The organism is Pseudomonas sp. BP6, from assembly GCF_017875935.1.
Lineage (GTDB): Bacteria > Pseudomonadota > Gammaproteobacteria > Pseudomonadales > Pseudomonadaceae > Aquipseudomonas > Aquipseudomonas putida_Y.
This window is the reverse complement of record NZ_JAGINI010000001.1, coordinates 126,688-150,151: the sequence shown is the minus strand read 5'-3', so window position 1 is coordinate 150,151 and position 23,464 is coordinate 126,688. Positions and strand designations below refer to the sequence as shown.

At 64.2% G+C, this 23,464-nt stretch carries 21 protein-coding genes; 10 read left to right on the top strand and 11 right to left on the bottom strand.

The annotated features are described in order from the left end of the window. The first annotated feature begins 204 nt into the window (after window positions 1–204). Both J3A98_RS00710 and J3A98_RS00705 read left to right on the top strand, forming a co-directional pair. Complete coding sequence (locus J3A98_RS00710; protein ID WP_021784367.1) at window positions 205–1,119, top strand: histone deacetylase; 915 nt, start codon at window positions 205–207, stop codon at window positions 1,117–1,119. Window positions 1,120–1,267: 148 nt separating this feature from the next. Beyond that, entirely contained in the window at window positions 1,268–2,506 is a 1,239-nt protein-coding gene (locus tag J3A98_RS00705) for a TIGR03862 family flavoprotein (RefSeq protein WP_209963286.1), read from the top strand. Between the two features lie 152 nt (window positions 2,507–2,658). On the opposite strand, the gene J3A98_RS00700 is transcribed toward J3A98_RS00705, so the two are convergent. From J3A98_RS00700 to J3A98_RS00680, 5 genes are all read right to left on the bottom strand, one after another. Further along, the gene (locus J3A98_RS00700; protein WP_012053786.1) at window positions 2,659–3,990 is read right to left on the bottom strand and encodes a DEAD/DEAH box helicase; all 1,332 of its coding nucleotides are present in this window, start codon (window positions 3,988–3,990) and stop codon (window positions 2,659–2,661) included. Window positions 3,991–4,045: 55 nt separating this feature from the next. After that, window positions 4,046–4,966 carry a drug/metabolite exporter YedA gene (gene yedA / locus J3A98_RS00695; RefSeq protein WP_209963285.1) on the bottom strand — a complete coding sequence of 307 codons (921 nt, stop codon included), beginning with the start codon at window positions 4,964–4,966 and terminating at the stop codon, window positions 4,046–4,048. A gap of 136 nt (window positions 4,967–5,102) precedes the next feature. After that, window positions 5,103–5,714 carry a 3'-5' exonuclease gene (locus tag J3A98_RS00690; RefSeq protein WP_209963282.1) on the bottom strand — a complete coding sequence of 204 codons (612 nt, stop codon included), beginning with the start codon at window positions 5,712–5,714 and terminating at the stop codon, window positions 5,103–5,105. A gap of 9 nt (window positions 5,715–5,723) precedes the next feature. After that, complete coding sequence (locus J3A98_RS00685) at window positions 5,724–6,203, bottom strand: NYN domain-containing protein (RefSeq protein ID WP_004576858.1); 480 nt, start codon at window positions 6,201–6,203, stop codon at window positions 5,724–5,726. A gap of 159 nt (window positions 6,204–6,362) precedes the next feature. Next, on the bottom strand, window positions 6,363–7,121 hold the full coding sequence (locus tag J3A98_RS00680; protein WP_209963276.1) for a DUF2076 domain-containing protein: 759 nt from the start codon (window positions 7,119–7,121) through the stop codon (window positions 6,363–6,365). A 167-nt stretch (window positions 7,122–7,288) separates the two neighbouring features. On the opposite strand from J3A98_RS00680, the gene J3A98_RS00675 reads away from it, so the two are divergent. Then, on the top strand, window positions 7,289–7,945 hold the full coding sequence (locus tag J3A98_RS00675) for a YciC family protein (protein ID WP_010955396.1): 657 nt from the start codon (window positions 7,289–7,291) through the stop codon (window positions 7,943–7,945). Between the two features lie 85 nt (window positions 7,946–8,030). Next, a complete protein-coding gene (locus J3A98_RS00670; RefSeq protein ID WP_209963273.1) occupies window positions 8,031–8,549 on the top strand; it encodes a hypothetical protein in 519 nt (172 codons plus the stop codon). A 68-nt stretch (window positions 8,550–8,617) separates the two neighbouring features. Here J3A98_RS00670 and hrpB read toward each other — a convergent pair whose 3' ends face one another. After that, a complete protein-coding gene (hrpB, locus tag J3A98_RS00665; protein WP_176683227.1) occupies window positions 8,618–11,146 on the bottom strand; it encodes an ATP-dependent helicase HrpB in 2,529 nt (842 codons plus the stop codon). 116 nt (window positions 11,147–11,262) lie between these two features. Between hrpB and J3A98_RS00660 the strand changes: the two genes are divergently transcribed. Both J3A98_RS00660 and J3A98_RS00655 read left to right on the top strand, forming a co-directional pair. Then, complete coding sequence (locus J3A98_RS00660) at window positions 11,263–11,682, top strand: polyribonucleotide nucleotidyltransferase (RefSeq protein ID WP_209963270.1); 420 nt, start codon at window positions 11,263–11,265, stop codon at window positions 11,680–11,682. 22 nt (window positions 11,683–11,704) lie between these two features. Beyond that, on the top strand, window positions 11,705–12,577 hold the full coding sequence (locus tag J3A98_RS00655; RefSeq protein ID WP_209963268.1) for a cation diffusion facilitator family transporter: 873 nt from the start codon (window positions 11,705–11,707) through the stop codon (window positions 12,575–12,577). A 740-nt stretch (window positions 12,578–13,317) separates the two neighbouring features. Here J3A98_RS00655 and J3A98_RS00650 read toward each other — a convergent pair. Beyond that, window positions 13,318–14,106, bottom strand: coding sequence for a DUF6515 family protein (locus J3A98_RS00650; RefSeq protein ID WP_209963265.1), 789 nt, complete (start codon window positions 14,104–14,106; stop codon window positions 13,318–13,320). A 395-nt stretch (window positions 14,107–14,501) separates the two neighbouring features. Here J3A98_RS00650 and J3A98_RS00645 point away from each other — a divergent pair, with 395 nt between their 5' ends. Beyond that, on the top strand, window positions 14,502–14,978 hold the full coding sequence (locus J3A98_RS00645; RefSeq protein ID WP_003249795.1) for an Lrp/AsnC family transcriptional regulator: 477 nt from the start codon (window positions 14,502–14,504) through the stop codon (window positions 14,976–14,978). Window positions 14,979–15,032: 54 nt separating this feature from the next. Further along, entirely contained in the window at window positions 15,033–15,236 is a 204-nt protein-coding gene (locus tag J3A98_RS00640) for a DUF2788 domain-containing protein (RefSeq protein ID WP_003249787.1), read from the top strand. A gap of 114 nt (window positions 15,237–15,350) precedes the next feature. Here the strand turns inward: J3A98_RS00640 and J3A98_RS00635 are convergent, their stop codons facing one another. The 4 genes from J3A98_RS00635 to J3A98_RS00620 all read right to left on the bottom strand — a co-directional run bounded on the left by J3A98_RS00635 (window position 15,351) and on the right by J3A98_RS00620 (window position 21,765). Next, window positions 15,351–15,983: a pseudouridine synthase gene (locus tag J3A98_RS00635; RefSeq protein ID WP_245354957.1), complete on the bottom strand. Its 633-nt coding sequence runs from the start codon at window positions 15,981–15,983 to the stop codon at window positions 15,351–15,353. 6 nt (window positions 15,984–15,989) lie between these two features. Continuing rightward, a complete protein-coding gene (gene amn, locus J3A98_RS00630; RefSeq protein WP_176683224.1) occupies window positions 15,990–17,453 on the bottom strand; it encodes an AMP nucleosidase in 1,464 nt (487 codons plus the stop codon). Between the two features lie 105 nt (window positions 17,454–17,558). Next, window positions 17,559–19,211, bottom strand: a complete 1,653-nt coding sequence (locus J3A98_RS00625; protein WP_176683223.1) for an acyl-CoA dehydrogenase family protein — start codon at window positions 19,209–19,211, stop codon at window positions 17,559–17,561. A 565-nt stretch (window positions 19,212–19,776) separates the two neighbouring features. Next, window positions 19,777–21,765 (bottom strand): hybrid sensor histidine kinase/response regulator, encoded by a 1,989-nt coding sequence (locus J3A98_RS00620; RefSeq protein WP_209963262.1) that lies wholly within the window; start codon window positions 21,763–21,765, stop codon window positions 19,777–19,779. 264 nt (window positions 21,766–22,029) lie between these two features. Here J3A98_RS00620 and J3A98_RS00615 point away from each other — a divergent pair, with 264 nt between their 5' ends. Both J3A98_RS00615 and thiE read left to right on the top strand, forming a co-directional pair. Beyond that, the gene (locus tag J3A98_RS00615) at window positions 22,030–22,827 is read left to right on the top strand and encodes a hydroxymethylpyrimidine/phosphomethylpyrimidine kinase (protein WP_209963259.1); all 798 of its coding nucleotides are present in this window, start codon (window positions 22,030–22,032) and stop codon (window positions 22,825–22,827) included. 13 nt (window positions 22,828–22,840) lie between these two features. Beyond that, window positions 22,841–23,464, top strand: coding sequence for a thiamine phosphate synthase (gene thiE / locus J3A98_RS00610; RefSeq protein WP_176683221.1), 624 nt, complete (start codon window positions 22,841–22,843; stop codon window positions 23,462–23,464).

Sequence of the window (23,464 nt, the reverse complement as noted above, 5' to 3'; positions counted from 1 at the left end):
GGGAGCGGCCTTGTGTCGCGATTGGGCTGCGCAGCAGCCCCAGCAATGTGTGCATCTGCGCTGAAATTTTGGGGCTGCTGCGCAGCCCAATCGCGACACAAGGCCGCTCCCACAAAGGGCCGGTACCGGCGCAAGAAACAGGTACTCCCATTACAGTCACCCGTCATGGCAAGATCAGCACTGGCCCTGATTACGACCTCAACCATGCCGTTGCCGCTGATCTACCACGAAGATTACAGCCCGGAGTTCCCCGCCGAACACCGCTTCCCAATGGACAAGTTCCGACTGCTGCACGACCACCTGGTCGGCAGCGGGCTGACCACCGACCAGGCCCTGCTGCGCCCGGACATCTGCCCCAACGACATCCTCGCCCTGGCCCATGACCGCAGCTACATCGAGCGCTACATGAACGGCGAGCTGTCGCGCGAGGACCAGCGCCGCCTCGGCCTGCCCTGGAGCGAGGCCCTGGCCCGGCGTACCGTGCGCGCCGTCGGCGGCTCACTGCTGACTGCCGAGATGGCGCTGCAGCACGGCATCGCCTGCCACCTCGCCGGTGGCACCCACCACGCTCATTACGACCACCCCGCCGGCTTCTGCATTTTCAACGACCTGGCGGTCATCAGCCGCTACCTGCTGGAAGCAGGCCGGGTACACCGGGTGCTGATCTTCGATTGCGACGTGCACCAGGGTGACGGCACCGCGCGCATCCTGCACGACACGCCTGAGGCCATCACCGTGTCGCTGCACTGCGAACAGAACTTCCCCGCCCGCAAGGCACAAAGCGACTGGGACATCCCTCTGCCCCGAGGCATGGGCGACGCGGCCTACCTGAAGGTGGTGGACGACGCCCTCAACTACCTGCTGCCGCTTTATCAACCCGACCTGGTGTTATATGACGCCGGTGTCGATGTGCACAAGGACGACGCCCTGGGCTACCTGCAGCTGACCGACGCAGGCGTTGCCGCCCGTGACGAAGCCGTGCTGCGCCATTGCCTGGGCCGCGATATCCCGGTGGTGGGCGTGATCGGCGGAGGCTACAGCAAGGACCGCACAGCCCTGGCCAAACGCCACGGCATCCTTCACCACAGCGCCGCACGTGTCATGGGTTGTTCACAATGACTGTGGAACCGCTTGTGGATAACCTGCGCGAAAGGCGCTGTAGCCCTTTACTGGCAAGGCCTGCGTGACGCTGGCTATTTTTTGACCAGTGCTTCCGTGGGCAGCGCTGCGGTAGAATGCGCCTCTTTTCCACAGCCTGCTGCCCACCATGCCCGATCTGAACCCCGCATCCCCTCCTCCCGCTGTCGTCATCGGTGGCGGCCCCGCCGGCCTGATGGCTGCCGAAGCACTGGCCAACGCAGGCCTGGCGGTCGAGGTGTTCGATGCCATGCCTTCGGTTGGGCGCAAGTTCCTGCTGGCGGGTGTCGGCGGCATGAACATCACCCATTCCGAGCCCTACCCGGCGTTCGTGGCCCGCTATGCCGAACGCCAGGGCGAAATCGAAGCCCTGCTACGCGACTTCGATGCGGACGCGTTGCGCCAGTGGATTCATGGTTTGGGCATCGAAACCTTCGTCGGCACCTCGGGCCGGGTGTTCCCCACCGACATGAAAGCCGCACCGTTGCTGCGTGCCTGGCTCAAGCGCCTGCGCGACAGCGGGGTAGTTATCCACACCCGCCATCGCTGGTTGGGCTGGAACACCGATGGCAGCTTGCGAATTGCTTATCCACAGGGCGAACGGCAGGTGAAAGCCTCGGTCGTGGTGCTGGCGCTGGGTGGCGCCAGCTGGGCGCGCCTGGGTTCTGACGGCAGCTGGCAACCGCTGCTGGCCGAACGGGCTGTGGATATCTCGCCTTTGCAGCCGAGCAACTGCGGTTTTGAAGTAGAGGGCTGGAGCGCGCTGCTCAAGGACAAGTTCGCGGGCGCACCGCTGAAGAACATCGCCCTCAGTGTCCCGGGCAGCACACCGCGCAAGGGCGAGTTCATCCTCACCGCTCAAGGTGTGGAAGGCAGCCTGGTGTATGCCTGGTCGGCACCGGTACGCGAGGCCATCCACCGTGAAGGCCATGGGGTGTTGTTGCTCGACCTGCTGCCGGACAAGCCTGTGGACAAGATTGCCCAGGCACTGGCCAAACCACGCGGTTCACGCTCCATGGCCAAGCACCTGCACAGCCAGCTGGGGATTGATGGGGTCAAGGCAGCACTGCTGCGCGAGCTGACTGATCCGGCGACCTTTGCCGACGTTGATGCCTTGGCTCGAGCCATCAAGGCATTGCCCATCACCCTGATACGCACGCGGCCGCTGGATGAGGCGATCAGCAGTGCCGGCGGGGTCCGCTTCGAGGGGCTGGATGAGGGATTGATGGTAAAGGGCATGCCGGGGGTATTCTGTGCCGGCGAGATGCTGGACTGGGAGGCGCCAACCGGGGGGTATCTGCTCACGGCGTGCTTTGCCAGCGGCTTGCGCGCCGGGCGGGCAGCGGCGGATTGGGTGCGGGCTTCCTGACAGCTTGCCGGGGCTGCTTCCACAAGTACTGCATCAATCCAGATTGCGCAGCCCATGTGGGAGCAACTGTCTTGCTCAATTTCTGAAAGCTGGCGCGATCCGTGTGGGAGCGCCCTGGCGTCGCGAAAGGGCCGCAAAGCGGCCCCAAAACCTCAAGGCTTACGCTTGCGCGGCCCACCATTGAAGCTCGGCACCTTGCGAACAGCCTTCACCGCCGGTTCCGCACTGCCGGCTTCAGTGCTGTCCATCCAGCGCCCCAGCCCGCGCTTGGCGCTGTTTTCTTTCGGCTTCTTGGGCTTCTTCGGTTTCTTGATAACCTGCCCGCTGGCATCGGTCATCGGCACCCGGTGCTCAGGGATGAAATCCGGCTCTTCATGACGCGGCAGGGTCTGCCGGGTCAGCACCTCGATAGCCGCCAGCAGTTGCACTTCATCCGCACACACCAGCGAAATCGCCTCGCCCTTGTTGCCCGCCCGCCCGGTACGCCCGATGCGGTGCACGTAGTCTTCGGCAACGATCGGCAGGTCGAGGTTGACGACCAGCGGCAAGTCATCGATATCCAGGCCACGGGCCGCCACATCGGTCGCCACCAGCACTTGCACCTCACGGGCCTTGAAGCTGTCCAGCGCACGCTGCCGGGTCGCCTGTGGGCGATCACCGTGGATGCCGTCGGCATTCACGCCTTCGGCCAGCAAGCGCTCCACCAGTTGATCGACGCCATTACGGGTCTTGGCGAACACCAGCACCTGCTTCCAGCGCTGTTTGCGCAGCAGGTGGCAGAACAGGTCGGCCTTGCGCTTCTTGTCCACAGGCACCAGCCACTGCTTGACGCTGGTGGCCGTGGCGTTGCGCGGGCTCACTTCGATACTGAGCGGGTCATTCAGCGCAAGCCCCGCCAGCATGCGAATCTGATCAGAGAAAGTGGCGGAAAACAGCAGCGTCTGGCGCTTGCGCGGCAGTGCCGCATACACCGACTGCAGCTCTTCGGCAAAGCCCAGGTCAAGCATGCGGTCGGCTTCATCCAGCACCAGGGTCTGCACCTGGTTGAACTTCACGGCGTTCTGCCGGAACAGGTCGAGCAAGCGGCCAGGTGTAGCCACCAGCAGGTCGACACCACGACGCAGGCGCATCATCTGCGGGTTGATACTGACCCCGCCATACACCGCGTAAGTACTCAGCGGCAGGTTCTCGGCGTATTCGCGCACGTTGTTGTGCACCTGCTCGGCCAGCTCGCGGGTGGGTACCAGCACCAAGGCACGGATCGAATTACTGGCCACCTTCTCGCCCTCCAGCGCCAGGCGCTGCAGCACAGGCAGGGCGAAGCCTGCGGTCTTGCCGGTACCGGTCTGGGCTGCGGCCATCAGGTCGCGGCCGGCCAGCACGGCGGGGATGGCTTTGGCCTGCACTGGGGTCGGGGTGGTGTAGTCCAGTTGCTGCAGCGTGCGCAGCAGCGGTTCGATCAGGCCGAGTTTGGCGAAATTCATGGCAATACCGTCAGGGGGTTCAGCGAAGGCGGCAAGTTTACCGCATCGCCCCTGCCTACTTGCAGATTTCACCTTTCAACGGTGGCACAGTTACGGGCGCCTTGCGCCACTGTGGCAGGCCGATCAGCACCACCGCGCCGATGATCACTGCCATCGCCACGCACTCTTCAGCGCCAATCTGCTCACCGGCAAAGACGATACCCAGCAGCACCGCCACCGCCGGGTTGACGTAGGCGTAGCTGGTGGCCGCTGCCGGGCGCACGTGCTTGAGCAGGTACATGTAGGCACTGAACGCCAGGATCGAACCGAAGAACACCAGGTAGGCCAGCGCCCCCCAGCCAGCAGCGGTCGGCACCTGTGTCATGCGTTCGCCCGACAGTACACTGCCCAGCAACAGCACCGCCCCCCCGACCAGCATTTCCGCTGCGCTGGCCATCGGCCCCTGGGGCAGCGGCAAGGTCTTGCTCCACACCGAGCCGAATGCCCAGGACGCCGCCGCGAAGATGATCAGCGCCGCACCTATCGGGCTTGCCTGCAGGTTGGAACCCAGGTTCAGCAGGCCGATGCCCACCAGCCCAAGGGCGATCCCCGCCCATTCCAGCTTGGAATTGCGGTGCCCGAACAACAGGCCGAACAGCAAGGTGAACAGCGGCACCGTCGCCACTGCCAAAGCCGCCACGCCCGAAGCCACACCCGCATGCTCGGCCACGGTCACCCCGCCGTTGCCACAACTGAGCAGCAAGAAACCGATCGCCCCTGCCGCCCGCCATTGCGGCCAGGTAGGTGCCGGCACGCCGCGCCAACGCAGGAAGCCGTATAGCAGCCCCCCGGCGATCAGGAAGCGCACCCCGGCCATGAGCATCGGAGGCCAGCTCTCGACGCCGATGCGAATGAACAGGTAAGTGGAACCCCAGACCAGATAAAGGGCCAGGAAGGCGCCAATCAGCAACAGCGGGAAACGACGGGAGGCAGGCATGGGGAAAACTCGAAATCCATTTACGGGTGGCTCAGTTTAACGGCCTGCCTGAGTGAAGGTACGTTACAGAACGGGTGCAAATGAGCGGCACAATTCTGGTGCGTGCGGCGCAGGCGACACCCCAGACGATCACCTGCTAGCCCTGACGATACTTGGCCAGCGCTTCGCGCACCTTCGCAGCCGGGGTTTTCTGCAGCCGGCAAAGCAGCTCGTGCGACAGTTGCTGAACCCCGTGGTCCTGGTGCAACACACCCGCCAGATGCTGCAGCAGGTTGGCGGCCATTTCGGCATCGGCCATGGCCCGGTGCGCGGTGCCCGTGTCAGGCAACCCAGCCCAGCGTGTCAAAGTGCCCAGCTTGTGGTTGGGCGCGGTGGGCAGCAGGCGCCGTGACAGCAACAGGGAACACGCGAAGGGCTGGCTGCGGCTGCGGCCAATACGGCCCAGCTCATAGTCCCAGAACTTCTGGTCGAAAGCAGCGTTGTGCGCCAACAGTGGGGTGCTACCGACGAACTCGGCCACCTCGTTCATCACTTTGTCCACCGGCGGCGCACCACGCAGCATGGCGGTGGTGATGCCGGTCAGCCCTGCGACGAAGGCCGGCACCGGCACACCGGCGTTCATCAGGCTCTGGTAGCGCTCGACAATGCGCCCACCCTCGAGCATTACCACCGCCACCTCGGTGGCACGGCAGCCGGTACCGGGGGAAATGCCGGTGGTTTCAAAGTCGATGACAGCGATACGTTCCATGAAAAGACCTTAGTGTTTGAGCAACAGCGCGCCTTCGATGGGCACGTAGCGGGTGGCAGCACGGATCAGTGACAACGCCGTCAGGCCCGGCACGCCATACACCACCGCTTCGGTGCCATGGCGCTGGATTACCCGCTCCAGCAGCAGGTCGAAGTCACCGTCGCCGGAGGCCAGCACCACCTGGTCGACCCGGCTGGCCGCGTCGATCACATCCAGGGTAATGCCCACATCCCAGTCGCCTTTGGCCGAGCCATCGCTGCGCTGGATGAACGGTTTGAGGCGCACATCGAAACCGAGGTTGCGCAAGATCTGCTGGAACTGCTGCTGTTTGCTGTCGCCACGGTCGATGGCATAGGCCACGGCCTCGACGATCTGGCCTTCGCGGCTGACGTCAGCCCACAGGGCGGTGTAGTTGAAGTGGCAGCCGTGGGCCTGGCGTACGGTGTAGTAGAGGTTCTGCACATCGGCGAACAGCGCGATCTTTTTCACCTGGGAACCTCATTTTTGGCCTGGAGTGCTGGGGGGGCTGCTGCGCAGCCCTTCGCGGGCACGCCCGCTCCCACAGGTATCGCGCGTACATGTGGGAGCGGGCGTGCCCGCGAAGGGGCGCAAAGCGCCCCCGGAAATGCCAGCAGTATGCCAGACCTGTCAGACGAACGAGTCGTCGTCCGAGAAGAACCCGCCATCATCGCTGCCGTAATCACTGTCGGCGTAACCGCCCTGGTCACTGCCCCAGCCACCGTTGTCAGCCACTTGCTGCTGCCCGCCCTGGTCGCTCCAGCCGCCACTGTCGCTGGCTGGCACCGGCTCTTCCTTGATGACCTCGACCACTTCCTCCGGTTGCGAGTTGTGGTTGAACAGGCTGCTGATACCCTGCGCCAGCAACACACCACCGGCCACACCGGCGGCAGTCTGCATGGCTCCACCAAGGAAGCTGCTGGCCCCACTGCGCGCAGGCGCGGCGCCATAGCCAGGCTGCGGCGCCTGAGGCCGGGTGAAACCAGGTGCCGACGGCTCGCGCCAGCCACCACCGGACGCTACTGGGGGCGCCGAAGGACGCTGTGGCTGCACCGCCGGGGCCGCGTTGCGCCCACCCGAACCAAAGATGCCGGACAAGAAGCCACCCCCGCCATTGCTCGGCGCACTGCTGGCGGCTTGTGCCGCCTGAGCCTGGGCACGTGCCTGTTGCAGCTCGGCTTGCAGCTGCTTGTTCTGTTCGTCGAGGCGCTTGATCGCGGCCTCCTGCACCAGAATCGCCTGGGTCATGTAGTAAGGCGCCGCCGGTTGCTGACGCACGTGCTGCTCGATACACGCCTGGGCTTGCGCGTCACGCGGCTGGCTCGGGTCTTCGGCTTGCTTGAGACGGCCGAACAGGCCGTCGATCAGGGTTTGTTCTTCAGTGTTCATGGGGCGACCTCGTGGGGTAGCGGGACAACGGACAGCGTCAAAGATGGGGCGTACAGGCGCGGGATTCAATCACTGCTGCGGTGAAACTTTTTTCAGCAAGTGACAGCCCCAGGCCTGCTTTGGGCTAAAGTTAGGCCCCTGTTTTTACTGCCATGCGATGTTGACTGATGAATCCGCTGAGCGTTCTGCGCGACTCCCTGTACTTCTTCCGCCGTCACCTGCCAAACATCCTCCAGCTGTGCCTGCCGCTGGTGGTCGTGGAAGCCCTGCTCACCCAGTTGCTGGACCGACAGCTGGGCGACCAGGCATCACCGGCCTACGGCATGCTGGTCAGCCTGTTGTTCTACCCGTTGTACAGCGCAGCCCTGATCCTGTACCTGGACACGCGCAGCAACGGCCAGGAAATCGCCAAGCGCGACCTGTTCGCCCGCGCCCTGCAGTTGTGGCCACAACTGGCCCTGCTGATCCTGATCAGCTCGCTGCTGATCATGGCCGGCCTTGCGCTGTTCATCTTCCCGGGGGTGTGGATCATGATCAACCTGGTGTTCGCCGAGTACCTGCTGGTACTGCGCGGCCGGCCGGTGGTGCAGGCGATGCGCGAAAGCGCAAGCATGACCACCGGGCACTTCATGCGCATCATGATCTGCGTTCTAGGCGTGCTGGCGCCGATCTGGCTGATCGACGGGCTGCTGTTGATGGCCTTCCCCGAGCCATCACCAGGGATGGAACTGGCCATGGACAGCCTCAGCGGCTTCCTGCAGCTGTTCAGCACCGTGGTGCTGTATCGCCTGTTCATGTTGCTGGAAGGTGAAGCCAGCACCTGAGGCCACCGGGGAATGTTTTCGATCTGCCGGCTGCCCAGCCTTGGCGCCAGAGTGCACACCCTCAACGCCATTCAAGGAGTGCACCATGAACGAAACCATCAAGGCAGGGTACGCCCGGTCATTTCGCGGCCAACTGTACATGCGCGCCGTCGACCGAGACATCCCGCTGCGCCTCAGCCGCAGTACAGACAAATTCGGCTGGGGCATTACCCCCGAGGATGACTGGTTGCAGGCGGGAGGTAGGCAGGACTCGCCGGTGATGGACTTTCATTACCACTCGCGGACCAACGATCGCCTGCACTACCGCATCAGCATGCCAGGGCGCCCGGAGACCAAGAAGCTAGGATTCAGCCGCAATGGCTATCTGGGCTTCTACTGGCATGCAGAGGTTAGCGAATACTGGAAAATCGAGCCGCTGGCGCTGACAGATGAAGGCCTTGTCTGCCATCTGCGCGACCAGCGGGGCTACAGGGTCGGCGCCCTCACGGATACGCCGCACAGGAGTGGGGAGTGGGTAGCCTGGCTCAACGTCGAGGAAGGCGAAGTGATCACGTTCCTGTTGAGGCAGGCAGATCGAGCTTCACTGACGGGGGCAATACGATAAATGGCACGACCACTGCCACGTCGTGGCCAGAGCATGATTTTTCGGCCTGCCGCACTCGGTGGTGTGCATCAGCTCCCTCTCGGCTTGGCCCTGGCGGTAGCCTCGGCCACCAGAGGGTCGTCCGGCCAGTAGTGCTTCGGATATCGCCCTTTCAGGTCTTTCTTCACCTCGGCATAGGTCGTGCGCCAGAAACTGGCCAGGTCCTGGGTCACCTGCACCGGCCGACGCGCCGGTGACAGCAGGTGCAGCTTGACCTGCTGCCGGCCATTGGCGATGCGCGGGGTGTCGGCAAGGCCGAACAGTTCTTGCAGACGCACGGCGAGAATCGGCGGGGTTTCGCTGTAATCCAGGCGGATGTTCGAGCCGGACGGCACGGCCAGATGCGCCGGGGCCTGTTCTTCCAGGCGTTGCGGCAGCGGCCAGGGCAGCAGGTTACGCAGCATCGACGGCAAGTCCAGCGCGGCAAAGTGGCTGAGACGCGATACTTTGCTCAGGTAAGGCTGTAGCCAGTCTTCCAGGCTGGCCAGCAGGGCCTCGTCCCCCAGGTCAGGCCATTCACTGTGGCCATCCTTCTCCAGGTCGAGCTGACGCAGCAGTGCCACACGTGCCTGCCATTGCCGCAGCTCGGGCGTCCAGGTCAGCAGGTTCAAACCTTTGCGCCGGACCAGGCCAAGCAGCGCTCGGGCCCTGGCTTCGTCATCCAGCCCGGGCAGCGGCTCGCGGCTGAGGACCAGTTCGCCAACCTTCACCTGGCGCTCGGCGCGCAACACCTGCTCGCGCTCGTCCCAATCGAGGATATCGACCCGCTCGACCTGCTCGGCCAGTACACCCTCGAGCAACACCGGATCGAATTCGGCTGCCAGATAGATCCGCTCCTCACGCTGCCCCTGGCGGCTACCCAGGTCGGCGATCACCAGCCATGGGCACTTCATCAAGGCATCGACTTCGCCAAACAGGGCCGCACGGCCGTTGGCGAGCCGATACTCAGCCCCACCCGCCCGGCGCTGCTGGGCGACCCGGTCAGGGTAGGCCAGCGCCAGCAGGGCGCCCAACCAGCGAGGGTGGTCCGGGTCGGCGACCGGCGCACCAACCTTGCCACGCAACAGGCCACGGTATTGCCGGGCCAGCTGGCGAGCACGCTGCACCCCACCCTGGCCGCCACGCGCAGCCTTGCTCTCACCGCTGACCAGCGCAAGTCGGCTGTGCAAGTCGGCACCACCGCCGCGCTGAATGTCCCGCTCCCCCAGCAGTGCAGCCACATCGCATGCCATCTGTGCCAGGCCCAGGTCCTGACCGCGCAGCAACAAGTGCGCGATGCGTGGGTGAGCCGGCAGTTCGGCCATGGCCTGGCCATGCTCGCTGAGGTTGTCGCGGCTGCCCGGCTTGAAGGCGCTGAGTCGCGCCAACAGGTCCTGCGCCTGAGCGAACGCTGCCGCAGGCGGCTGGTCGAGCCAACGCAACTGCTCGGGGGTTACACCCCAGCGGGTCAGTTGCAGGGCCAGCCCGGCCAGGTCGGCCTGGAGGATCTCGGCACTGCCATGGGCGGCCAACTGGTCATGCTGGGCCTCGGACCAAAGGCGGTAGCACACGCCGGGCTCCAGACGGCCGGCACGCCCGGCGCGCTGGGTGGCACTGGCGCGGGAAATGCGCTGGGTGTCCAGGCGGGTCATGCCGCTGCCGGGGTCGAAGCGCGGCACCCGGGCCAGCCCTGCGTCGATCACCACGCGCACGCCATCGATGGTCAGGCTGGTTTCGGCGATGTTGGTGGCCAGCACCACCTTGCGCAGGCCCTTGGCCGGCGGGTCGATAGCGGCGCGCTGGGCATTGAGGTCGAGCTCGCCATGCAGCGGGCACAGCAGAATCTCGGGGCGCGCCCCCAGCGCCTCCTGAAGGCTTTGGTGAACCCGGCGGATCTCGGCTTGCCCAGGCAGGAACACCAGCACGCTGCCGGCCTGGTCAGCCAGCGCATGCAGCACGCTGTCCACCACCCGTGGCTCGATGAACTCGCCTGGCTGGAACGGCCGCCCCCAACGGATATCCACCGGATGCATGCGCCCTTCACTGGTGACCACCGGGGCATCGTCCAACAGCCGCGACAGGCGCTCGCCTTCCAGCGTCGCCGACATCAGCAGAATCTTCAGGGGCGGGTCGTCACGAAGCAACTCGCGGCCGTTAAGGCTCAGCGCCAGGGCCAGATCGGCATCCAGGCTGCGCTCATGAAATTCATCGAAGATCAGCAAGCCCACACCTTCCAGCGCCGGGTCGGCTTGCAGACGGCGTGTGAGGATGCCTTCGGTCACCACTTCGATACGGGTTTTCGGCCCGACCTTGCTGTCCAGGCGGATGCGGTAACCCACGGTTTCCCCAACCTGCTCGCCCAGTTCACTGGCCAGCCGTTCGGCCGCAGCACGCGCAGCCAGGCGCCGAGGCTCGAGCATGAGGATGGTCTGCCCGGCCAGCCACGGTTCGTGCAGCAGCGCCAGTGGCACGCGGGTGGTCTTGCCAGCGCCGGGCGGGGCTTCAAGCACCACTTCGTCACGGTTTTCCAGCGCCTGGCGCAGGGCGGGCAAGGCAGCATCAATGGGTAATGAAATCATGGTGGTCCTCGAACAGTGTCGCGAGTATAACGGCGAACCCAGCCTGCTCTATCATGGTCTTAACATCAGGTGCAGGCGCATCGCTTGTCCTGCTGAACACCTTCTCGGAGATTTACATGCGCATCTCGACCCGCGTCATCGGTGGCGCCCTCATCGCCACCCTGCTGACTCAACTGACGGCCTGCGGCACCATTTTCTACCCGGACCGGCGCGGCCAGATCGGCGGCAAGATCGACCCTGTGGTTGCTGCAATGGATGCCATCGGTATTCTGTTCTACGTGATCCCGGGGCTCATTGCCTTCGGCATCGACTTTGCCACCGGCGCCATTTACTACCCAGGTGGCCACACCGCCCAGGTCGAACCGGCCAAACTGCAAGAAGCCGTCAGCCCCGATGGCAAGGTCGACAACCTGAAGTTGCAGGCCATTCTGGAAAGCGAACTGGGCCAGCGCCTGCCGCTGAACGACCCACGGCTGATCCAGCACCGCGGCAGCATCGAACAACTGGCCAGCCTCGGCCTGGTCCCGGCAGCCTGAGCCACACGGACGCTGACCACGGATGACCACGACCCCAGCTGAACACCAGCGCCTGCTGCGCCTGGCCACACGCGCGTCACTGGCAGTGGCCAGCATCCTGGTGCTGAGCAAGGCGCTGGCCTGGTGGCTGAGTGGGTCGGTGAGCCTGCTGGCTGGGCTGACCGATTCGGCACTGGACGCAGTGGCCTCGTTCCTCAACCTGCTGGCGGTGCACTATGCCCTGCGCCCGGCCGACGACGATCACCGGTTTGGCCATGGCAAGGCCGAGGCCTTGGCCGGTATGGCCCAGGCGCTGTTCATCGGAGTCAGTGCGGTGCTGATCGGGGTGCAAGCGATCGAGCGCTTGTACACCCCGCAACCGCTGGGTGATACCGCCATTGGCATTGTAGTGATGCTGCTGTCGCTGGTGCTGACAGTCGCCCTGCTGGCATTGCAGTACAAGGTTATCCGGCTCACCGGCTCTACTGCGGTGCGGGCAGATTCCCTGCACTACCGCTCGGACTTGCTGCTCAACGGCAGCATTCTGCTGGCCTTGTTGCTGGCGCGTTTTGGCTGGCCTCAGTTGGATGCGCTGTTCGGCCTGGGCATCGCCTTTTACATCCTCTGGAGTGCGCTGCAAATTGCCCGCGAAAGTACGGCGATCCTGATGGACAAGGCGTTACCCGGCGATGTTGGCGAGGAGATGACCGCGCTGGTGCTGGCCGTTGCAGGCGTGAAAGGCGTGCATGACCTGCGCACGCGCGTGTCGGGCAACCAGTGGTTTGTGCAACTGCACCTGGAACTGCCGGGGCAACTGCCGCTGCATGAGGCGCATAGCTTGTGCGTGGAGGCCTCGCGGGTGATCCGCCAGCGTTACCCACAGGCAGACGTGATGGTGCACGCCGACCCGGTATGAGGTAACCACCCATGCCCCACCCCTTGTAGGCGCGGGTTCATCGCGAAAGGGCCGGGGCTGCTGGCCAATTTCCACCCGCCGATCACCGTTGCCGCCGCTACCGTATTCGCGGGTAAACCCGCTCCTACACACGCACAGGCCTTTGTAGGAGCGGGTTCACCCGCGAAAGGGCCGGGGCTGCTGGCCAATTTCCACCCGCCGATCACCGTTGCCGCCGCTACCGTATTCGCGGGTAAACCCGCTCCACACGCACAGGCCTTTGTAGGAGCGGGTTCACCCGCGAAAGGGCCGGGCCTGCTAACCAATTTCCACCCGCCGATCACCGTTGCCGCCGCTACCGTATTCGCGGGTAAACCCGCTCCACACGCACAGGCCTTTGTAGGAGCGGATTCACCCGCGAAAGGGCCGGGGCTGCTGGCCAATTTCCACCCGCCGATCACCGTTGCCGCCGCTACCGTATTCGCGGGTAAACCCGCTCCTACATTCGCACAGGCCTTTGTAGGAGCGGGTTCACCCGCGAAAGGGCCGGGCCTGCTAGCCAATTTCCACCCGCCGATCACCGTTGCCGCCGCTACCGTATTCGCGGGTAAACCCGCTCCTGCACACGCACAGGCCTTTGTAGGAGCGGGTTCACCCGCGAAAGGGCCGGGCCTGCTGGCCAATTTCCACCCGCCGATCACCGTTGCCGCCGCTACCGTATTCGCGGGTAAACCCGCTCCTACAGGGGTTCCGTGCAGGGTTCAGTTGATGCTGTAACCCCGACCACTGAAGCAGGCCCCCAGCGCCCGCTGGTAGTGGCTGAGCACAGTGGCCTCCGGTGCGTACGTCGCCGTCGCCGGGTCGAAGCCCGACTGGCTCACCGCCCAGCGATGGCACTGATAGCGGTCCTGCTCCTGCTGTTCCTGCCCCTGGCCATACATCGGATAAGCCACCACGTCATACCCGCCGTTTGCCGGTGCCACCGGCACGCCAACCGGCGGGTTGACCACCACATATTCCTGGCTGTCTGCCAGGTACTGGTAATAGGTATCGGCCACCAGAAAGAACAGCGCACCCCCCAACCACACTTCCCGCGCATAAGGCGGCAGATAATTGACCCGCACGCCGTACGGCGGGGTCACCACGATGTAACTGCCCCCGTGCGGGCGGTACCAGTAACCCCCGGAGTAGAAATAGTCAGCGCCCCGGTAGGGTACTTTCCAGTAGCGGTCAGGAAAATGGTCCACCCTGTGCCCTGGGCGATACTGCGGCCCAGGCCCCCAGCCATTGCCATGGCCATCCGGGCGCCCCTGCCAGTCGCCACCAGGCCGTTGCCCCGGGCCACCGATTTGCCAGTGGTGATCATCACCGTGTCGGCGGGGAATGTCCTGGTAATACCCCTGGCGCGGCGGCTGGGTCTGGCGCACTTCGTCGCGCGAGTTGAGCGAGCGCCCCGACGGCCCCTCGCCAGGCCCTTCAGCCAGGGCCCCAAGGCTGATGCTCAAACCTAGCAAACCAACACCTGCCAACTGCCAGATGCGCGACGTCATGGTGTTCCTCTCGGTAGAAAAAACTGCAACCATCGCCAGTCTACCGCGCCCATGACACAGGCCAATTAAAATTCCCGGCATGAAAAAAGGGAGGCCACAGGGCCTCCCTTCAGGAATTGTCGTCCGTGCTCGGCACTTGTGGCGCCGGCTCACCTCACACCGTCTTCTGGAGGGTGTGTAGCCCGGGGGCCTGCAGATCCTGTTGGATGGCTGGCCGCGACCGCCCGCCTAGGGCGCGTCGCCGTGGACTGATGTCCGGGCAGTGATTCTGGTGATAAAGATACCGGACGGGTTGCGACAGAGGATTGCGAAGATTGCTCAGATAAATAGCACTTGCGCAATTTTTCACCCTGGATTGATAATTCGCAGCAATCCGAACAGAAAAGGCAAATGCCATGAGCAAACTTGACCGCTACGACCTGAGCATCCTCGCCGAATTGCAGCGCGATGCGCGCATTTCCAACCAGGAACTGGCCGAACGCATCGGCCTGTCGCCATCGCCATGCTCACGTCGGGTCAAGCAACTGGAAGACGACGGCTACATCTCGCGCCAGGTGGCCCTGCTCGACCGCAAGAAACTGGGCCTGAGCCTGACCGCCTATGTGTTGATAGGCATGGACCGCCACACCCCGGAACGCTTTGAAACATTCGAGGCCGCCATCCGCAACCTGCCGCAGGTGCTCGAGTGCAGCCTGGTCACCGGCATGGATGCCGACTATCAGCTGAAAGTGGTGGTGCCGGACATGGACCACTACCAGAAACTGCTTCTAGGCAGCCTGACGCGTATCGAAGGCGTCACCAGCGTGCGTTCGAGCTTCGTGCTCAACCAGGTACTGGCCAGCACCGAGCTGCCATTGACCCACCTGCGTTAAATGCTCACGCCAGCCGACGTATAATCGGACGCTCAACCCGCCTGGAGAACACCGATGGATCCCGCCGTATTCGAAGAGTGGATGATGATTATCCTGGTCACCGTATTGATCGGTTTCATGGGCTTCATCGTCTGGGACCTGGCGAAAAAGTCCAAGGCAGGCAAGTTCGGCACGCTGATCCTGTTCTTCGTGCTGGGGCTTGGGGTGCTGGCCTTCATCATCAAGAGCGTGGTGGTGGGGTTTCTGGAAGGCGTATAAAACATTTCAGGGCCATTCGCGGGCACGCCCGCTCCCACAGATTTGGCGCTGCCTTCAAGTACTGCGCCGTCCCTGTGGGAGCGGGCATGCCCGCGAACAGGCCCCTGACCTGAACTAAAGCTTGGCAGGGACCTCCCGCCAGCCCCCCTGCTCCAGCCCATCCAGCGCCCAATCCCCGATCCGCACCCGCACCAGGCGTAAGGTCGGCAAGCCCACCGCCGCCGTCATCCGCCGCACCTGGCGGTTACGCCCTTCGCGAATCACCAGCTCCAGCCAGCTGGTCGGCACACTTTTGCGAAAGCGTACCGGCGGGTTGCGCGGCCACAGCTCGGGCTCTTCCAGGCGCCGCGCCTCGGCCGGCAAGGTCGGCCCATCGTTCAGCTCCACACCATCGCGCAAACGCTGCAACTGCTCGTCACTCGGTTCGCCTTCCACCTGCACCCAGTAGGTTTTGGCCAGCTTGTGCTTCGGGTCGGCAATCCGCGCCTGTAGCCCACCATCATTGGTCAACAACAGCAGGCCTTCACTGTCGCGGTCCAGACGCCCGGCCGGGTATACGCCCGGGATGTCGATGAAGTCCTTGAGCGTCGCGCGCCCTTCACCGTCGCTGAACTGGGTCAGCACGTCGAACGGTTTGTTGAACAGGATCAGGCGCGGCTCAGCGGGTGGCGCCTTGGCCTGGCGACGCGGGCCGGCGGCAGGCCGCGCCTGGGGGCGGCGCGGCTTGTTACGGGGTGGCAGTGACATGGATCCTCAGCGGAACGGCGGCTCATCGAAGCTGCGCAGTTTACGCGAGTGCAGCGAGTTGAGCTCGGTGCGCAGCAGGTCGAGGGCGGCAATGCCGATCTTCAGGTGCTGGCTGACCGCCCGGTTGTAGAAGGCGTTGGCCGAACCTGGCAGTTTGATCTCGCTGTGCAGCGGCTTGTCGGACACACACAGCAAGGTGCCGTAAGGCACGCGCAAACGGTAGCCCTGGGCAGCAATGGTGCCGCTTTCCATGTCCACCGCCACGGCACGCGACAGGTTGATCAACGGGCGTTCCTGGGCCCAGCGCAGCTCCCAGTTGCGGTCGTCGTAGGTCAGCACGGTGCCGGTGCGCAGGCGCTTTTTCAACTGCTCGCCACGCTCGCCAGTGACCTGTGCGGCAGCCTCCTGCAAGGCCATCTGCACTTCGGCCAGGGCCGGGATCGGGATATTCGGCGGCACGACCCGGTCGAGAATGCCGTCACGACGCATATAGGCGTGCGCCAGCACGTAGTCGCCGATGGTCTGCGACTGCCGCAGGCCGCCGCAGTGGCCGATCATCAGCCAGCAATGCGGGCGCAGCACGGCCAGGTGGTCGGTGATGTTCTTGGCGTTGGACGGGCCGACACCAATGTTGACCAAGGTAACGCCATTGCCGTCGGCGGCGATCAGGTGGTAGGCCGGCATCTGGTAGCGGTGCCAGACCACGCTGGCCACCAGGGCCTGGGTTTCGCCATGGTCCATGCCCTTTTCGATCACAACGTTACCCGGCAACACCATACGCACGAAGCGCGAGTCGTCACGCAGTTGTTCCAGGCCATGGCTGATGAACTGATCGACATAGCGGTGGTAGTTGGTCAGCAGGATCCACGGCTGTACATGGCGCCAGTCGCTGCCGGTGTAGTGCACCAGGCGGCGCAGCGAGAAGTCGACCCGCGCGGCATCGAACAACGCCAGTGGCATGATTTCAGCACGGTCCCAGTCGTACAGGCCATCAGCGATGTTGTCGGTGGCCGCCGACAGGTCGGTGCTGGGGAACACACGCGCCAGCTGCGCAGCGGTAATGCCGCTGCCGGCCAGCTCGTCGCCCTGGTCGACCACATAGGGGTAAGGGATGTTCTGCTCGCTGACGCCGACTTCTACCGTGACGGTGTAGTCATGCATCAGCGGGCGCAGTTGTTCCAACAGGTAGCCACGGAACGCAGCGGGCTGGGTAATGGTGACGCTGTAGGTGCCGGCAACCTGAACCTTGGCGTAGGCGCGGGTGGTGGCGGCGACTTCGCCATGGCTGTAGTAGGTCAGACGCAGTGCCGGGTAGCGGAACAGGTCGCGCTCATCGGCATCGGGCTCGGTACGGTCCTTCAGGTAACGCTTCAGGGCCTTACTAAGGGCCCCTGTGGCCTGTTCATGCAAGGCCGCCAGACGGTCGACGGCCTGTTCGGGGGTATCAACGACTACAAAAGCGTGGCTCACACTGTGCTTCCTGTCTGGACATGCATGTGATCCATCTTGCCTGCCTTCTTGGTTAAATACACCCCCATTGATCGCTGTTGGGTTGATTCGCGGGCAAGCCCGCTGCTACAGCGGCCAGGCAGGCGTAGCCCTTGTTACCAATGCCATCACATCCACACCTCGCGGCAGTGCCCCATACACCCTGCCACCACCGGCCAAGCGGCTGCCGATAAACGCATCACTGACCTCTGTATTCCCCGCCTCCAGCAGCAGCTTGGCCTGCAACGCCAGGGCAATATCCTCGGTCAGTTGGCGCGCGCGGTACTGCATGTCACCGGTGTCGGCAAACGCCCCCTTGAGGTTGCCGATATGCGCCGCCAGGCGCGGGTCGCCATGCCCGTCACCCAGCTCGGCAAACAGTGCATCGAGCACTCCCGGCTCCTTGGACAATGCCCGCAGCACATCCAGGCACTGCACGTTGCCCGAGCCCTCCCAGGTCGAGTTGACCGGCGCCTCGCGGTACAGCCGTGGCAGAATGCTGTCTTCCACATACCCCGCGCCACCCAGGCATTCGGCGGCCTCGTTGATCATGGCCGGCGCACGTTTGCAGATCCAGTATTTGCCCACCGCCGTGACCAGCCGAGCGAAATGCGCCTGCTGTGGGTCGTCCAGTTGCTCCAGCGCCTGGCCCATGCGCAAGCTCAGGGCCAACGCAGCCTCACTTTCCAGTGCCAGGTCGGCCAGCACGTTCTGCATCAATGGCTGCTCGTTCAGTACCCGCCCGCCGACCTTGCGATGCGCGCAATGGTGGGCCGCCTGCGTCAGCGCCTGGCGCATCAGCGCGCTGGAGCCGACCATGCAGTCGAACCGGGTCATGGCGACCATCTCGATGATGGTCGGCACGCCGCGCCCCTCTTCGCCAATCATCCACGCCAGCGCACCGCGGAACTCTACCTCGCTGGAGGCGTTGGAGCTGTTGCCCAGCTTGTTCTTCAGCCGCTGGATATAGAACTGGTTGCGGTTGTCATCCGGGCGGTGGCGCGGCAGCAGAAAGCAGCTCAGGCCTTTGTCGGTTTGCGCCAAGGTCAGGAAAGCGTCGCACATCGGCGCCGAGCAGAACCACTTGTGGCCAACCAGCTCATAGGCCTGCCCCGGGCCCGGCGTACCGACCGGATAGGCCCGGGTAGTGTTGGCGCGCACATCGGTGCCGCCCTGCTTTTCGGTCATCGCCATGCCAAGCGTGACCCCGGCCTTGTGCCGGTCACCCACGTTGCGCGGATCATATTCGCAGGCAAGGACCTTCGGCAGCCAGTATTCAGCCAGTTCAGGCTGCAGGCGCAATGCCGGCACGGCGGCAAACGTCATGGTCAGCGGGCAACCGGTGCCGGCCTCGGCCTGGCTGTGCAGGTAGGTCATCGACGCCCGCGCAACATGGGCGCCAGCGCGGGGTTCGGCCCATGGTAAAGAAGGCAGGCCATGTTCGACGGCGGTACGCATCAGCTCATGGTAGGCCGGGTGGAACTCGACCAGGTCGATGCGATGGCCATAGCGGTCGTGGCTGCTGAACTCGGGTTTGTGCGCGTTGGCCAGGAAGCCCGCCTGCATCAGCGGGCCGCCGGCCAGGGCACCATAGGCGTCGATCCGCGACTCGGCCCAGCCCGCGCCAAAACGCCTTGACCATTCCTGCAGTGGAATGTCGAGGCGGTACAGGTTGGCACCGTCGAGTGGCGGCGGCTGATTGGTGACTTCGTGGGTTTCAGCGTACTGGTGCAGGCTCATCGGGGGGCTCCTGGATCCGGGTAGGCTTGAGAGACCCAGTGAAGCACTGCTTGCGGGGTAGTCAAAGGGGTATTAATGACTAAACGTGTGGTTGCTGGCGTGCACGCGCGCGTAGGAGCGGGTTTACCCGCGAATACGATGGTGGCGGCAACGGTGAACGGCGGGTGGATATCGGCCAGCAGACCCGGCCCTTTCGCGGGTGAACCCGCTCCTACAACGACCTGTGTGTAGGAGCGGGTTTACCCGCGAATGCGGTGGTGGCGGCAACGGTGAACGGCGGGTGGATATCGGCCAGCAGACCCGGCCCTTTCGCGGGTGAACCCGCGCCTACAACGACCTGTGCTGTGTAGGAGCGGGTTTACCCGCGAATACGGTGGTGGCGGCAACGGTGAACGGTGGGTGGATATTGGCCAGCAGGCCCGGCCCTTTCGCGGGTGAACCCGCTCCTACAACGACCTGTGCTGTGTAGGAGCGGGTTTACCCGCGAATACGATGGTGGCGGCAACGGTGAACGGTGGGTGGATATTGGCCAGCAGACCCGGCCCTTTCGCGGGTGAACCCGCTCCTACAGCGAGCGCCGCGCCTGCAGCATGTTCGGGTTCATCTGCGCCTGCGAAATCGCCATGTCCAAACTCAACTCGAAGCGGCTACCCAACCCGCGCGTCGATTCATGTGCCAATCTGGCCCCCAGCAACTCCCCCATCTGCCGGCAAATCGACAAGCCAATCCCCAAACCGCCATACCGCCGGGTCATCGAACCATCGACCTGGAAGAACCGCTGGTACAGGGTCGACTGCTCCAGATCATCGAAACCGATACCGCTGTCGCTGACGGTAAAGGTCAACGCCAGATCACCCGGCCCCACCCGGCGGCCGCGCACCTGGATCATCACCCCGCCCTGATGGGTGAACTTCAAGCCGTTGTCCACCAGGCAACCCAGGCAGTGCGCCAGTTTCTGCCCGTCACCGAGCAACTCGTCCGGCAGGTCGGCCGGAATATCCAGGCTCAGGTACAAGCCTTTGCCCAGAGCCTGCCCGGCATAACCAGCGCGCAAGCCCTGTAACAGGGCGCGCAGGCTGAATGGTGCCGGCTGCACCCGCAGGCGGCCGGCCTGCAATTCGGACAGGGTAAGAATGGCGTCGACCATATCCATCATGCCTTGGGCAGACCCCACTGCCGTGTGATGGTACTGAGCCATTTCGGCATCCATCGGCAGGGTGTGCATCAACTCGAGCGAGCCAATCACCCCGTTCATCGGGGTGCGCAGCTCGTGAGTCACGCTGGCCAGGAACTCGTCCTTCAGACGGTTGCTCCTGGCCAGTTGCAGGTTCAGTTGCTCGAGCGTACGCCCAGTGTCGCGCAAGGTCTGCGCCTGCTGCTCGCGCAGGCTGTTGATGCGGTCGGCCAGCGCCAGCGACAACAAGGCCACCTCCAGCGCCGAACCCAACTGGCTGGCATACATGGTGATGAACACGTTCGGCAGGTAGCCCAGCACCATCAAGGTGTTGACCAGGCCGCCAAGCAGAAACGCCGTCCAGGCGATGATGAACCAGCGCGCCACTCGAAAGCCGCGCCACCAGGCATACAGGCCGGCGCAGAAGACGCTTACAGTGAACAGCAACGCCAGCAGCGTGGCCATGCGCAGAGCAACGCCATAGGGCATGCTCACCGCCAGCACCATGACCAGCGCGCCCCCCAGCATCAGCAGTTGCAACAGGCGGTCGAAGCCACGGTTGATGCTGCCCAGTCGCAGGAAGTGCCGGGCGAACTGGCAGCCGAACAGGCCGGCGGCGCCAATGAACAATGGCGTGGAAGCATTCGCCCACCAAGGGCTGTCTGGCCAGAAGTACGCTACACCGGCACCGTTCACCGACACCTGGTAAAGGCCGAACGAAGCGATGTAAAGGATGTAGTAGAGGTAGCTGACGTCGCGCACGCTCAGGTAGATGAACAGGTTGTATACCAGCATCACCAGCAACACGCCGTAGATCATCCCCAGCACATACAGGCGCGTGGGCTGCTCTTCCAGGTAGGCATCAGGGGACCATAACGCCAGCGGTGCTTGCACCGACCCCTGGCTGTGCAGCCGCAGGTACGCGGTAGTCACCTTGCCAGGGGGCAATTGCAATTCGAACAAGTAGTTGTTCTGCCGGATCTGCCGGCTGTCGTAAGGCAAGGCATCGCCGGTACGCTGCGCCAGACGGTACATGCCGCTGCTGTCAGGCAAATACAGTTCGAGGTGATCCAGCGGCGGGTAGGCCAGCTCCAGCAACCATTGACGCGGGGCTGCACTGGGCGCGGCAACGGGGCGCAACTCGACCTTGAGCCAGAACACCGAGGTGGAGTAACCGGCGTTCAGCACATCTTCATGGTGGGGCTGAAAGTGTTTGGCAAACCCGGGGGCACTGACCTGAGCGATGCTGGCATTGCCACCGGGGTCTTCATAAACCTGCATGGCCTTGCCCAGTGGAAGATGCCGGGTAGCGTCGTCGAAATCGACCGCTCCGGCCAGCACGGGCAGCAAGCCCAGAAGCACAATCAGCAAATAGCGCATACAGCCCCAGCATGGCCTGTCCGGTCGCGTCGCGGTAGCCTCCCATCCGTTTGAGACGACGTGATCCTGCAGAACCCGTTTGTAGAGTTATCCGAGCACTCTAGCATAGCTTCACAACCTGGCAATGGGCCATAAAAAACACAAAGAAAAGGCTCTAAATCAACGCTTTCAATAGAAAAACAACAGACAACCTGACCGATCGATCAGTAAAACTCGTTTGTCGGACGATCCGCCCAAACAGGTTTGGTGGTAAGCTCGCCGACCATGAATACCTACAGCTCCCGCCCCGTTGTCCTCTGTCTCTCCGGCCACGACCCCAGTGGCGGCGCCGGCTTGCAGGCAGATATCGAAGCCCTGATTGCCCAAGGCTGCCACGCTGCACCTGCAGTGACCGCCCTGACCGTGCAGGATACCGTCAACGTTTCCGACTTCCGCGTACTCGACCGCGAGTGGGTGCTGGCCCAGGCCAACGCCGTGCTGGCCGACTCCACGGTGGCCGCCGTCAAGTTGGGCATGCTCGGCTCGATCGAGATGGTCGACACCGTCGCCGAACTGCTGGCCGCCCACCCCCACCTGCCGCTGGTCTGCGACCCGGTGCTGCGTGCCGGTGGCGGTGGCCGCCTGGGCAAGGACGAAGTGGGCTACGCCCTGCGCGAACGTCTGCTGCCGCTGGCGACCATCGCCACACCGAACCTGCCCGAAGCGCGCATCCTCGCCGAACTGCCCGAAGGCACCGCTGATGAATGCGCCAAGAAACTGTTGCCGTTCTGTAGACACCTGCTGATTACCGGCGGTCACGGCGACGAAGACGAAATTCACAACCGCCTGTACACCCAGGACGGCCAGCACTTCACCTGGACTTGCCAGCGCCTGCCAGGCAGCTACCACGGCTCGGGCTGTACCCTGGCCAGCGCCCTGGCCGGCCGCCTGGCGCTCGGCGAGCAGCTGGAAAGCGCCGTGCGCACCGCCCTGGACTACACCTGGCGCACCCTGCGTGACGCCGAGCAGCTGGGCAAAGGCCAGTACGTGCCGCGCCGCCTGCCCCTGGACTTCTGCTCCTGACACGAGGCCTTCAATGAAGCTACGCGGTCTGTATGCCATCACCGACAGCCAGCTGCTCGCCGGCCGTTTCCTGTCCCATGTCGAGGCGGCCCTGGAAGGCGGCGTGTGCCTGCTGCAGTACCGCGACAAGAGCGACGATGCGGCGCGCCGCCTGCGTGAAGCCGAAGGGCTGATGAAGCTCTGCGAGCGTTACGGCACCCGGTTGCTGATCAACGATGACGCCGAACTGGCCGCACGCCTGGGTGTCGGCGTACACCTGGGCCAGACCGACGGCCCGCTGACCCCGGCCCGCGCACTGCTCGGCCGTCAGGCAATCATCGGTTCCACCTGTCACGCCAGCCTCGAACTGGCCACCCAGGCTGCCAGCGAAGGCGCCAGCTACGTGGCGTTTGGCCGCTTCTTCAATTCTGTCACCAAGCCGGGCGCGCCCGCTGCCAACGTCGAACTGCTGCAGCAGGCCCGCGCCCAGGTGAAACTGCCGATCGCCGTGATCGGCGGCATCACCCTCGACAACGCCGCCCCGCTGGTCGCCCACGGTGCCGACTTGCTGGCGGTGATCCACGGTTTGTTCGGTGCCGACAGCGCGCAGGAAGTCACCCGCCGCGCCCGCGCCTTCAACGCCTTGTTCGCATCCTGA